Origin of the sequence: Winogradskyella sp., assembly GCF_028289625.1 — a bacterium.
Lineage (GTDB): Bacteria > Bacteroidota > Bacteroidia > Flavobacteriales > Flavobacteriaceae > Winogradskyella.
Genome location: NZ_JANQOM010000009.1, coordinates 34,368 through 48,359, shown reverse-complemented (window position 1 = coordinate 48,359; position 13,992 = coordinate 34,368). Strand labels below are relative to the sequence as shown.

Here is a 13,992-nt window from a genome sequence, read left to right as displayed (position 1 = left end):
AAAGGCTGTATATCATTTGGAGAGTAAGTTTAAAGATGGCGTACCAACCAATGCGCTAGCTGAAAAAATAAAAACTAAAGCGTCTTCCGTTACTGATATGGTTAAGAAACTATCTGAGAAGGATTTGCTTTTATATAAACCTTACCAAGGGGCTTTTCTTTCTGAAAAAGGACGCACCCACGCTATTAAAGTGATACGAAGGCATCGTTTGTGGGAACAGTTTTTGGTTGAAAAGTTAAACTTTAATTGGGATGAGGTTCATGATTTGGCCGAGCAATTGGAGCACATTAAGTCTGAAAAACTAATCAACGAGTTAGATGCATTTTTAGATTTCCCAACCCATGATCCACACGGTGACCCCATACCAGACAAAAATGGGCAAATACAACGAACCAATAAGATTATGCTTTCTAAAGCAGTTGTAGGTGAGACTTATGCCTGCGTTGGTGTGATTGATTCCTCATCTGATTTTTTAAAATATTTAGACAAGCATAAAATAGGTCTTGGTACAGAAATCCATGTAGAAGACCAAGAAGACTTTGATCAATCGATGAGCTTGAAAATAAATAACAAAACTATGGTAATGTCTAAATCGATAACTAATAACCTGTATGTAAAAAAACTATAGTTCTATGGACAGCATTATACAGTATTTTGAAACTATCGACCCAGTATTGGGTGCGCTATATGCGTCTTTATTTACTTGGGTCTTAACTGCAGTTGGGGCTTCTTTGGTTTTCTTTTTTAGAGGTATGAATCGTGCCGTATTAGATGGAATGCTTGGCTTTACGGGAGGCGTTATGGTCGCTGCAAGTTTTTGGAGCTTGTTGGCTCCAGGTATCGAAATGAGTGAGGGAGAAGGTTTTGTAAAAGTCATACCAGCAGTCGTTGGGTTTTCTCTAGGCGCACTATTTATATTTGGCCTCGATAAAGTGTTACCACATTTACATATTAACTTTAGGGAAGACGAAAAAGAAGGCGTTAAAACGCCGTGGAGACGTACCACGCTTTTGGTATTGGCTATTACTTTGCATAATATACCCGAAGGATTGGCCGTAGGCGTATTGTTTGGAGGTGTCGCAGCCGGTGTGCCAGAAGCCACTATTGGTGGTGCTGTAGCACTGGCTTTGGGAATTGGTATTCAAAACTTTCCCGAAGGGCTGGCTGTATCAATGCCATTGCGACGCCATGGTGTTAGTAAGTTTAAAAGCTTTTGGTATGGACAGATGTCTGCTATTGTAGAACCTATAGCGGCTGTTGTAGGAGCATTAGCAGTCACCTTTTTTCAACCTATTTTGCCTTATGCCTTAGCCTTTGCCGCTGGTGCCATGATTTTTGTAGTCGTGGAAGAAGTAATTCCGGAAACACAGCGCGATAAATACACGGATATAGCCACGCTTGGGTTTATTGGAGGCTTTATAATTATGATGACTTTAGATGTAGGATTAGGATAGATTTTTAGATGCTGCACATGGAGTTCTCAACCCAGCTATTTTTTTTAGTATCTTTAAAAGGCTATTAATTATGTAATGCTAGATCGTATCCTTTTTTTGATGCTCTCACTGTCTTCAGGGATTATGTTTGCTCAAGATGTCGAGCAGGATATCTTGGATTCTGATAAAAGAGATCATATAGAAAGTTTGTTAAAACACGCAGATGAGTTTTATAAAACTAACTTAGATAGTGCGCTTTTTTATATCAACAAGGCAAAGAATAATATTGGGACTTATTCGGATACTGAATTAAAAGCAAAAATATTATTATACCAATCAAAATATCTTCTGTACAAAAGAGAGTACGATGGCATCATTCCTTTATTGCAGCCCAATATTCAAAATCGTAAGTTATTAAATGATGAAACTCTAGGAAGAACTTATAAGGATATAGGTCATGCTTATAAACAAGAGTGGATTCCAGATAGTGCTTTAGTAAATTACATAAAAGCCTTAAAGTGTTTTGAAAAAACACAGAATAAAAGAGATATTTCTCTTACCTATTTGGCATTGGCATTAGTCTACGGAAAAATTGGTAATACAGAACTTGCTGAGTCTTTTGCTAATAAATCTATGAATTATTCAACAAATTCTAAGATTCTAGAAATGCATGAAAAGCAAATAAAGGATCTTAAACGCCACAGTGAGTATGATAAATCTTTGGATTTTTCTCTAGATATTGCAAAAATAGCTAAGGAAAGAAATGACCTACGTTTATTGGTTGTAGCCTATTCGGACATAAGGAATGATTATTTTAGATTACAAAATTATGAGAAAGCATTAGAATATGGAGAGAAGGAATTAGCACTTAGAAAGCAAACAAAGTTTAACTCGCTTATCGCTAATAATCTCTATTTTGTTGGTAATGTTCATTTGTATAAGGGCAATTATAAAAAAGCGTCTGATTATTTTGATGAAGCACTTTTAAAAGCGCCTAGTGATAGCTTAAAGCTGAGTATCTACAAGGGATTAAAAACCGCCTATGTTAATACAGGTAATACATCCAAGGCGCTGAATTTTATGGAGCAATATGATGCACTTAAAGACTCCATAAATATTTCCAGAACAAAGACTTCCATAGCAGAAATTACGTCTAAATTCAATGATGAACAGCAGAAGCAAGAGATAAAAACACTCAGCCTAGAAAATGAGGCAAGAGCAGAAGAAATTGCCAATCAGCGTTTAACCCTTTTTGGTGGTCTAGCGGTGAGTGGTTTATTACTGGTATTGGGCTTACTTATGTATAGAAATTACAGGGCTAAACAACAATTAAGTTATTCCCAACTTAATTTTAAATTATTACAAACCCAACTCAATCCTCATTTTATGTTTAATGCATTAAATGAAATAAATCTTAATTTGAATTCAGAAAATAAGGAGGAAACTTCAAACCATTTAATAGCATACAGTAAATTGATGCGTTTAATATTAGAAGGCTCAGACCAAGATTTTATAGCGGTCGAAGATGATATTACATTAATCTCTAAGTTTTTACACCTTCAAAAATTGGTGCATGATAACAGCTTTGAGTTTGAGACTATAGTTGACAAAGATTTGGATATCGAAATGACCCAAATCCCTCCCATGCTTATACAACCTTTTGTGGAGAATGCTATTTTACATGGTGTTAATGGAGTCGTAGATGGTAAAGTAGAAATCCATTATACTAAAAACGGTGACGACTTACATATTCTTATAAAGGATAACGGAAAAGGCTTTAATCGTATGGATTCAAAGTCTGGAGAACAATTACACCAATCCATGGGAACAAATATTATCGAACAACGTATTAAGAATTATAAGAAATTATACAATTACATTATCAAAATTGAAACGGTTTCTAACGAAGGTGAAGGAACTGAAGTGCGCATTGCACTACCTATTAAGTAAGCTACTATGCCGTATACATGTATCATCATAGAAGATAACGAAAAGCAAAATAATGCTAATAAAGTGATATTAGAGGACTATGTCTCTCATATTGATCAGGCATTTAGTTTACACGAAGCCAAATCGAAATTACAAGAAAGCAATTATGATTTAATTATTGCGGATGTTCAGCTAGGTGATGGGATTGTGTTTGAGGCATTAATAAAACCAAATATTAAAGAAGCCAAAGTTATTTTTACAACATCACATAGTAAATATGCTGTTGAAGCTTTTAAATTTAGTGCATTAAGCTATCTTCTTAAACCCTATACTGATGAGGATTTGAGACAAGAGGTCGTCAAAACTTTAAACCTTATTCAACAGCATAACTACCATAAGCAGCTCGAAGTATTTTTTCATAATCTTAAATCACAACAAGAAACTAAGCGTATTGTATTAAAAAATCACGATTTAATTCATGTGGTCAACTTAAAGGATATTTATTATGCTCAAGCCGATAATAATTACACGCACTTTTTCTGTGAAGGAAGAAAAAAAATTCTGGTTTCTAAATCCTTAAAAACATTTGAAGTGCAATTAAACAAGGATAATTTTTTTCGGTGTCATCATTCTTATCTTATCAACTTAAACAAAATTAAGGCACTCCATAAGTCTGCAGATGCTGTTATACTGAGTGATGATTCCACAATTCCAGTAGCCACTAGAAAGAAAAACCGCTTACAATATCTACTAAAGATGTAGCAATTACCATTAAACTTCATGCACTTACTAGCAGATGTTACGCATCTAGTAACTTTCTCATTTTTAAGCCCCTAATAAGGATATCTTTAAGAGGTAACTTTTTAAAATATAGGGTCATGAAAACAAAAATTACATTTCTGTTTTTTTATTTAGTAATTCAATATAGTGCAAAATCACAAGTTGAAGTCATTGAGCATTGCGTAACTCAAAGTTCATTACTGTCATCTGGTACCGTATCTGTAATAGATGATTCTGTTCTTAATGGTAATTCTAATAGGACTGTTGTACTCCAAAAAATACGATTAGAAGAGAACGGAGATGAGGTAAATAATCCAGGAAATATTTCTTTAGATTATGATAGCGCTTTGGGACGTTGGGTAATTTTGGATGAAGATGGTTCACAACTTGTCTCAGGTGCATGTTATAATTTGGCTATTGTTGGTGAGGGAGAAGACTTTGCGTTCGATGTGAAATGTGATGCTGGCTCAATAGACCCTTCATTTACAAATACCTGCATCATTGACAATCCAGAAATTAATGATGATTTCGGAGCCAGATGTATGTATTCTTCAGTAAGAGATTCAGATAACATTATAAATGATTTGGATTACGATTTGTATTATAATTATGCTTCCCCTGGAAGCTGGATTTTGTGGACTTTGATTGGGCAATTATTTCCGGTAGATGCGAGATTTAATCTCATATGCAATCCAGTAGGAATGACCTATTTTGAGCATCTTAGTGATTTTGGTAATATTGATCGCATCATTGTTTCTGTTCAGCTTTTTTCACTTTGGACCGTATTAACACATCCGCTTTTAGATAACAATCCTGGGGCTAAAATTTTTGTGTCTCATAGAAGGGAACCTTCTACGGATTTCTTCGCAGATTCACATTCTGTTAAGTACAATACGTTAACAGGAAAATGGCAAATTCATTGGGAACTAGAGACGCTGACTTCTGGGGACTTAACGTTTCCTACCAATAGGTTTTGGGATGTTTTTATCTTAGATAATCCCTTAAATATAAATGATCGTAATACGTCAATAGTAAAAGCTCACCCTAACCCTACGAAAGATGTATTCCACATAGAGTGCCAGAAGCAAATCTCGGAAGTGATTCTATATAACAATCTGGGGCAACAACTTGAAACCATTAACGGGAATGACACTCAACAATTAGAGATAAACATTTCAAAATATGCTCAAGGAACTTACTTTGCTAAGGTTATAGCTGAAGATCAGGTAGAAACTATACAGCTTATTAAGAATTAAATTATGGCATAAGTTAAGAACATCCGCAACCATTATTACGCAAGTTTTGATGGTTGTTGTTTTATTATGACTTTTTGGTTTAGGATAAGAATAAATCTTAAATCCCAATGAGACCAAAGGCACCGTCATTAAGAATTTTGTCTTCTCCTTTCAAATTTGAGTTCTCTTTAAGTGAGGTGTACCCACTATTAGCACTTTCTGTAAAGACTTGAGTTTTGATGAAATAATAGTCTGTTTCTGTCTCTTCATTCAAAATCAAAACAAAGTGCTCACCATCTTCTTCAACAACTGCATTATTCGGAAGGGCGTCTGCCGAAGAAACATCCGTAATTATTTCAGCATTAACAAACATGCCTGGTAAAAGTTTAACTGAATTGTCTAAAAGATGTCCGTGGACTTTTATAGTTCTATTGTCCTCGATTATGGTTCCAACAAGATGAACTTCAGCTTCATAGGTTTGCTTGGAAGTTTCAGGAATAGAGAAGGTAATTTTTTGTCCTTTTTTAATCTTCAATATATCTTTTTCAAACACAGATAATTCGAGGTGGATATGGCTATTATCAACTATTTCTAATATGGGTGTCGCTGGCGAAACATAACTCCCTTTGTTCACATTTACTTTTGTTATACTCCCTCTTAAAGGTGAATACATATTTACTGTTGAGGTAATTTTTCCGCTTTCTACAGAATTGATCGATATATTAAGTAGTCGCAATTGTGTTTTAAGTCCGTTGTATTTTGCCTTAATGGAATTATAATCGCTTTCTGCTTTGATATAGCTTTTTTCAGAAATCACATTCTCATCTTTCATAATCTTATGCCTTTCAAATTCCGCCTTTAGGTAACTCAGCTGCGCTTTGGTTTCCATATAGTTTTGCTGAAGCGTTACATACTCAGGGTTTTCAAGGGTAACTAAAAATGTACCTTTTTTAACGATGTCACCTTCAATTAACGGTGCCTTTCTAACATATCCTCCCATAGGAGAACTTATATCAGCTTTATTTTCAGGCGGTACATGAATCATGCCGTTGACCTTAACTTTTATTGGGAAATCTTTCATTTCCATTTGTGTTAAGGACATTTTGTTTTCTTCAAATTGAATTTTTGAAATCTTTATACGGTTATCGGTTTCCATGATTTCGGCAGCTTTATCTTCTTTTTTTCCACATCCTATGGATAAAAGAGCAATTAAGCCTAAGATTATTTTATGTTGCATACATTTCATAACGTTAGTTTATAAGGTTAAAAAATTGAGATTGATTACAGTTTGGTTGTAATTATTGAGGTGTTCTAGATGCTTTAATTGAATGTCATAAGCATTTTCTACACTAATGATATATTGATAAAAATCAATTTCTCCGTTTTTGAAACCCACATTGGCAGTTTTTAGAATTTCATCCGCGAGATGGTTGCCCTCCTTTTCGTAGTACTCGAGGGCTTTTTCATTCTGAATTAATTGCGACTGCAAGGTTTCAAATTTGGTGTTGAGTTGTATTTTATAATCTTGAGCTTCTTCATTAGATATATCCAAAGCCATTTTTGAAGCTTTAATTTTAGAGTTTTGAGCACCAAATAATAACGGAATTTTCAAACCAAATTGGTAACCATGAAGGGTTTGGTTCAACGTTGAATTTGATCCTTGAAAATAATTAAGACTAAGATCGGGCAATAGTTTTTGTTTTTCCAACTTTAACCTTGCCTTAAGCAAGTCCTGTTGTTTGCTGAAGTAAATAACTTCGGGACTCGTATTAAGGTCGAGCATATGAATGGCGACCTTCTTGATTTTAGCCTCTTGAATAATTAAACTGTCCTTATACTGAACAACTTTCCTTAAATTTTCAAATGCAATCTTCAGCTCTTGTTGGGCTTGCTCTAAATTTACATGCACTTGTCTTTGTTTAGATTGTGCTGTAATTTTTTCTAAATAATTGGTTTCTCCTAACTCAAAACGTCTTTTGGCAATTCTCGCAAAATTAAAATACAGACTATCCAGTTGCCTATAGATAGTCACTTTTTCTTTGACATATAAGTACTTGTAATAACTCGAAACAACGTTTTGCTTAATCGACTTTTCATCAATAGTCAGATGAGTGCTTTGTAAGTTTACAAGTGCTTTATTTACCTTTTTCTTGGCGGCATAAATGGTCGGGAATTCAAAATCTTGTTGTATACCAAAAACACCAATTGGGCGATCGTTAATAGCTAGATTATTCTCATCATATTGATAATAGATTTCCGTTTTATCAAAATCAAAGGCACTTTTCACCAATAATTCTGATTGGCTTACCTTTAAACGACTAGCATTAAGCCCTGAATTATTTTCTAGGGCTATAGTAATTAATTCATCTAAGGATTTAGGGTTATTTTGTCCATATGAATTGAAAGAAAATAAGCCTAGCAAGATGATCGAAACCAATACTTTCGAGGTATTCGATATTTTTAATTGACCGGGTTTATTAAAAAATGCATACAGTACAGGAAGTACCACCAGCGTTAATAATGTAGCAGTTATTAGACCTCCAATAACCACAGTAGCTAGAGGTCTTTGAACCTCGGCTCCAGCACTTGTAGATACAGCCATGGGCAAAAATCCTAAAGCCGCAGCCGCAGCCGTTAATAATACGGCACGAAGACGATCTTTAGTGCCTTGTTTTATAAGCGTTTCCATATCGTTAAATCCTTGTTTTTTTAGTTCTTTGAAGTGTTCTATGAGTACAATTCCGTTGAGGACAGCGATTCCAAAAAGTGCAATAAACCCGACGCCAGCAGAAATACTAAAAGGCATATCCCTTAACCAAAGGAATAGTACACCGCCTACCGCAGCTAACGGAATGGCAGAGTAAATTAGCAGTGCTTCTTTAATGGATTTAAAGGCAAAGTAAAGCAGTATAAAGATGAGTAATAGTGCTATGGGTACTGCGACTAAAAGTCTTGATTTTGCACTTTGTAAATTTTCAAATTGACCACCATAAGAAATGCTATATCCGACAGGGAGGCTGAGGTTTCGGTCTAGAATTTCCTTTACGTCGTCAACAACAGACTGTAGGTCTCTATTTCTAACGTTGATGCCAACAACCATTCGCCGTTTGGTATCATCTCTAGAAATTTTGGCTGCCCCTTTTCTATAGGATATCTCCGCTAGTTCGCTTAGTGGAATTTTGCTGCCATTAGGTGTGTCGATGTATAAGTTCTTTATGTTTTCAATGTCTTCTCGATTTGTTTTTTCTAGTCTTACGACCAGATCAAATCGCTTTTCGCCTTCAAAGACACTTCCAACGGATTTTCCTGCAAAACCCATAGAAAGCATGGTGTTTAAATCGTCAGTATTAAGTCCATATCTAGCGATTTTAGCTCTATCGTAGTTCACACTCATTTGTGGCAGACCGTCAATTTTTTCAACGGTTATGTCTGCAGCACCATCCACATTTTCAATGAGTTGTTTTATTTCATCACCCTTTTTGGAAAGCACATCCAAATCTTCACCAAATACTTTAATAGCTATGTCTGCTCTAACACCAGTGATAAGCTCATTAAAACGCATTTCGATAGGTTGTGTAAATTCAACTTCCATTTCTGGTATTATTGAGAGTGCTTCTTTAAACTTATCAGCCAATTCGTCTTTGGATTTTGCAGACGTCCATTGGTTCTTCGGATTTAATACTATAATAATATCGGTTTCTTCCATAGACATTGGGTCAGTGGGCACTTCGGCTGCGCCAATACGCGTAACCACCTGTTTTACTTCTGGGAAATTGTCTAATAGAATGTTTTCAATCTGCGTTGTAATTTCAATGGTTTTACCCAATGAAGTACCAGTTTTTAATACAGGTTGAATGACGAAATCACCTTCGTCTAACGTTGGGACAAATTCTCCACCAATCGTTGAGAATAGGTAGGACGCAGCAATTAATAATGCTATAGCAATACTTAATACGATGCGTTTACGCTTTAAGGACCAACTAATGATTGGGTCATAGATGGAATTAAGCCATCGGATGAATCGAACCGAAATGTTTTTGTCTGATGGTTTTATGGGTTTAAGAAACAACGACCCAATAACTGGTACGTAGGTGAAGCAAAAAAGCATAGCTCCAACAAGCGCAAAACTAAAGGTCAGTGCCATAGGTCTAAACATTTTGCCTTCGATACCACTTAGTGATAGAATTGGGATAAATACAATAAGAATAATAAGCTGTCCAAATACAGCCGAGTTCATCATCTTTGAAGTACTATTAAATGTAATTTGATCTTTAAACTGTTGGGTTTCATGTTTATCCAGATGAGCAAATTGAAGATGTTCCTTAGTAATTTTGAAGGCTATAAACTCAACAATAATTACGGCACCATCAATAATAATCCCGAAATCAATGGCCCCAAGGCTCATTAAATTGGCATCAACACCAAAGATGTACATCATGGATAAGGCGAACAATAGACAAAGGGGTATGATTGAAGCTACAACTAATCCAGACCTGAAGTTTCCTAACAGAAGTACGACCACAAAAACCACAATGAGACAGCCTAGAACGAGGTTTTCAGTAATGGTGTAACTCGTTCTACCAATTAGTTCACTGCGATCTAAGAATGCATTGATATAAACGCCATCTGGAAGCGACTTTGAAATAGAAGCTACACGTTCCTTTACGGCTTCAATAACTTCCTTAGAATTGGCACCTTTCAGCATCATAACCTGACCTAAAACCTTTTCACCCTGGCCATTGCCCGTAATGGCTCCAAAGCGTGTCGCATTTCCAAATCCGACTTTTGCTACATCTTTTATGTAAATTGGGACACCATCATCGTTTTTTATTACAATATTCCTAATGTCCTCTAAGGATGATACAAGTCCGTCACCACGAATAAAAAACGCTTGGTTAACCTTTTCGATATAACCGCCACCAGCAACACTATTGTTGCTTTCTAAAGCCACAAACACTTCATTGGCAGTAATATGCATTGCGTTTAATTTATTGGTGTTTAAGGCAACCTCATACTGTTTTAAAAAGCCGCCCCAAGTATTTACCTCCACGACTCCTGGTATGCCAGAGAGTTGTCTCTTAACAATCCAGTCTTGAATAGTACGTAAATCTTGTGGCGTATATTTATCCTTATGTGATTCTTCCACATCTAGGATGTATTGATAAATTTCTCCCAAACCTGTTGTAATAGGTCCCATTTCGGGTTTTCCAAGTCCTGCCGGGATTTTTTCAGATGCTGATTCTATTTTCTCGGCGATAAGCTGACGCGGTAAGTAGGTACCCATGTCGTCATTAAAAACAATGGTTACAACAGACAAGCCAAATTTAGATATCGATCTTATCTCCTTAACACCTGGAAGATTTGCCATTTCCAGCTCTACAGGATAGGTGATAAACTGTTCCATATCTTGCGTAGAAAGGTTTCTGGATGTTGTGATGACCTGCACTTGATTGTTAGTAACATCAGGTACAGCGCCTATTGAGATTTGTGTCAATGAGTATAAACCAAACCCCACGATAAAACTTGTGAAAATGAGAACAATTATCTTATTCTGTAAACTAAACTTAATGATATACGATAACATAATCCATATTTAAAAAGATGACCTACTCAATTACCTTGAGTAGAAAAAATAATACTTCGTAAAATTGAATTATGCTTGCCGCGGTGGCTGAAGAAGTTCCTTATCGTGTTGTGAAACGTATAGGTTTAAATAATGAAAATTAGATTCCGCAATTTTTTTGATTTTAAACCTAGAAAAATCAGTATGGTAATTGGATGATAAGAACGCTAATAAAACGGTACTCTGACCTTGAAATTGAAACGGTAATTGCTCATGGTCACTTTGTTCTTCCTGATTAGTTTTACTATGCTCAGCTTTTAATTCACCATAATGTTTTGATAGAAAAACAAAAAAATTATCTCCATATTCCTGCTTATGAAATTTAGCATGCTCTATCAATTCATCTATTTGCATGATGTCTTCCAGAGTTATCTGAAAGCTCTGAATAAGTATAAAACCCGATAATAATATGGAAATCAATTTACTCACTTTCACAAAGTTAGTAAATTCTTTAGAAAGAAAGTTGACAAATGTCAGTATTCAAATATTGTGATTAGCGACTAATGACAGCCACACCCATCATTGCCACAGGATTTGGAAGATGTTGCTTTTTTAGGTTTCCAAAAGAATTTTCTATATAGAAAAACCAGTGCTGAACCTAGTGCTGCGAAGACTAATATGTTTTGAATAAGAGCATTCATCATTTTAAGATTTGAAAAGCCGTAAGTGCTATAAAATACGCAATTCCGGTCATAATAACAAGTTGATAAATAGGCCATTTCCATGAATTGGTCTCGCGCTTAACTATCGCTAAAGTACTCATACACTGCATGGCAAAAGCATAAAACAGCAGAAGCGAGATACCTGATGACAGGGTAAACACTTTGCTCCCATCACTATAAACTTCTTCCGCCATTCTGTTTTTTATGGTTGACATAGCTTCATCTTCATCGTCAATTTCCGTAGCGCTTCCTATGCTATAAATTGTAGCTAAAGTCCCTACAAAAACTTCTCTTGCAGCAAATGAGGTCACCAATCCGATGCCAATTTTCCAATCGTAACCTAAGGGTTGTATCACAGGCTCGATGGATTTGCCAATTATTCCGATATAAGAATGCTCTAGTTTGTGTTCAGCAACTCTATCATTTAGAACCTCTTCCGTAAGATTTGGATTTGCTTGTTGAACAATAGTTTCCGCATTGTTGAATTGTTCTCCAGGTCCATAAGATGCCAAAAACCAAAGTACAATTGAAATAGCTAAAATGATTTTTCCGGCTTCAAAAACAAAAGTCTTTGTTTTCTCAATGACGGTAATAGCCACATTTTTGAAAAGCGGTAACTTATAATTTGGCATTTCTATGACCAAGAACGATCTACTTTTAATCTTTAGAACCTTGCTAAGTACATAGGCCGAACCAACAGCCGCGCCAAAACCTATTAAATACAGTAGCATTAAGGTTAAGGCTTGGTAGCTTAGACCTAAAAAGCGACCTTCAGGAATCACGAGCGCAATGATGATTAAATAAACAGGCAACCTAGCGGAACAGGTTGTAAAAGGTGTCACAAGTATTGTGATTAAACGCTCTTTCCAGCTTTCAATATTTCGGGTGGCCATTACGGCAGGAATCGCACAAGCTGTTCCGGAAATTAATGGAACAACACTTTTACCACTTAAACCAAATCGGCGCATGATGCGGTCCATTAAAAATACCACACGACTCATATAACCACTTTCTTCGAGGATGGCTATGAATAGAAAAAGAAAGGCTATCTGTGGAATGAAAATGACTATACCTCCAAGTCCTGGGATAACGCCTTCAGCAATAAGATCTGTAAAAGCACCATCAGGCAAGACATTTTTAGTCCAATTGCTCAATGAAGCAAAAGCACCATCAATAAACTCCATAGGAACTTGTGCCCAATCGTAAATCGCCTGAAAAATCAAGAGTAAAATCAAACCAAAAATCAAGTAACCCCAAACTTTATGCGTCAGTATTCGATCTAACCGTATTCTTAGGTCTTTAGCAGATGCTAAATCTATGGTCCGCCCTTTTTTTAGAACGTTATTTATAAACTGATAGCGTTTTATGGTTTCTTTTTGCTGCAGTCGCTTTAAATCAGCTTTTGATTTGGTTTTAAAATCTGAAACGGCTTCAATCGTTTGTCTATTGGTTTTTCCAAAGTTGACATCTTGGGTAATCACCAACCATAATTTGTATAATAACTGGTTGGGAAATGCTTTTTGAAGCGCAGTAAAATAATCTTTATCTATTGAAGCCGCATTCATACAAGGTTCTGTAGAAAGCGCTTTGTAATTGGTAATGAGTTCCTTTAATTCACTGATCCCAGTATTTTTTCTCGTACTGATTAAAGCAATCTTCGTTTTAAGTTGCTCTTCTAAATGAGCAATATCCAACGAAATGCCTTTGTACGCCATTCGGTCTGACATATTGATGACCAAAATCGTCGGAATCTCTAAATCCTTAATTTGTGTGAATAGCAGAAGATTTCGTTTTAGGTTTTCAACATCAGTAACTACAACGGCAACATCAGGAAAATCCTTGTCATTCTTGTTGAGAAGCAATTCAATAACCACATTTTCATCCAATGATGAGGCATTTAAGCTATAAGTGCCTGGTAAATCAATAATATGTGCTTTAACACCTCGAGGGAGTTTACAGATGCCTTGTTTTTTATCGACCGTAATCCCAGGATAGTTGCCCACTTTTTGGTTAAGACCGGTTAAGGCATTAAAAACGGATGTCTTTCCGGTATTTGGATTTCCGATTAAGGCAACATTAATCTGCTTACTCATCTTCAAACTCAATTAAAATATGAACAGCCGTTTCTTTTCTAATGGCCAGATGCGAGCCATTAATGTTGAGGTACATAGGGTCAGCAAAAGGCGCTACCTGTACCAACTCAACCGTATTGCCGGGTAAGCAACCCATTTCCAATAGTTTTAATGGAATGTGACTAGAAGATACATCGGTAATGATACCTTGTTGCCCTCGTTTGAGATCCGCTAACGTCAACCTATATTTATTTAGAA

10 protein-coding genes are annotated in these 13,992 nt (G+C 35.9%); 5 read left to right on the top strand and 5 right to left on the bottom strand.

The window, feature by feature from the left end:
* The 5 genes from Q0992_RS01410 to Q0992_RS01390 all read left to right on the top strand — a co-directional run.
* The coding region (locus tag Q0992_RS01410) for a metal-dependent transcriptional regulator (RefSeq protein WP_299519600.1) at window positions 1-628 on the top strand (628 nt) is incomplete at its 5' end.
* Between the two features lie 4 nt (window positions 629-632).
* Window positions 633-1,454, top strand: a complete 822-nt coding sequence (locus Q0992_RS01405; protein ID WP_299519597.1) for a ZIP family metal transporter — start codon at window positions 633-635, stop codon at window positions 1,452-1,454.
* A 75-nt stretch (window positions 1,455-1,529) separates the two neighbouring features.
* Entirely contained in the window at window positions 1,530-3,383 is a 1,854-nt protein-coding gene (locus tag Q0992_RS01400) for a tetratricopeptide repeat protein (protein ID WP_299519594.1), read from the top strand.
* A 6-nt stretch (window positions 3,384-3,389) separates the two neighbouring features.
* Window positions 3,390-4,124: a LytTR family DNA-binding domain-containing protein gene (locus Q0992_RS01395; protein ID WP_299519592.1), complete on the top strand. Its 735-nt coding sequence runs from the start codon at window positions 3,390-3,392 to the stop codon at window positions 4,122-4,124.
* Between the two features lie 116 nt (window positions 4,125-4,240).
* Window positions 4,241-5,398 carry a T9SS type A sorting domain-containing protein gene (locus Q0992_RS01390; protein WP_299519589.1) on the top strand — a complete coding sequence of 386 codons (1,158 nt, stop codon included), beginning with the start codon at window positions 4,241-4,243 and terminating at the stop codon, window positions 5,396-5,398.
* A 97-nt stretch (window positions 5,399-5,495) separates the two neighbouring features.
* On the opposite strand, the gene Q0992_RS01385 is transcribed toward Q0992_RS01390, so the two are convergent.
* From Q0992_RS01385 to Q0992_RS01360, 5 genes are all read right to left on the bottom strand, one after another.
* The gene (locus Q0992_RS01385) at window positions 5,496-6,614 is read right to left on the bottom strand and encodes an efflux RND transporter periplasmic adaptor subunit (protein WP_299519587.1); all 1,119 of its coding nucleotides are present in this window, start codon (window positions 6,612-6,614) and stop codon (window positions 5,496-5,498) included.
* A gap of 18 nt (window positions 6,615-6,632) precedes the next feature.
* Window positions 6,633-10,961 (bottom strand): CusA/CzcA family heavy metal efflux RND transporter, encoded by a 4,329-nt coding sequence (locus tag Q0992_RS01380; RefSeq protein WP_299519584.1) that lies wholly within the window; start codon window positions 10,959-10,961, stop codon window positions 6,633-6,635.
* Window positions 10,962-11,030: 69 nt separating this feature from the next.
* Window positions 11,031-11,429, bottom strand: coding sequence for a hypothetical protein (locus Q0992_RS01375; protein WP_299519582.1), 399 nt, complete (start codon window positions 11,427-11,429; stop codon window positions 11,031-11,033).
* Window positions 11,430-11,640: 211 nt separating this feature from the next.
* A complete protein-coding gene (feoB, locus tag Q0992_RS01365; RefSeq protein WP_299519580.1) occupies window positions 11,641-13,755 on the bottom strand; it encodes a ferrous iron transport protein B in 2,115 nt (704 codons plus the stop codon).
* Window positions 13,748-13,975 (bottom strand): FeoA family protein, encoded by a 228-nt coding sequence (locus tag Q0992_RS01360; protein WP_299519577.1) that lies wholly within the window; start codon window positions 13,973-13,975, stop codon window positions 13,748-13,750. Before Q0992_RS01360 ends, feoB begins: the two co-directional genes overlap by 8 nt.
* Between the last annotated feature and the right edge of the window lie 17 nt (window positions 13,976-13,992).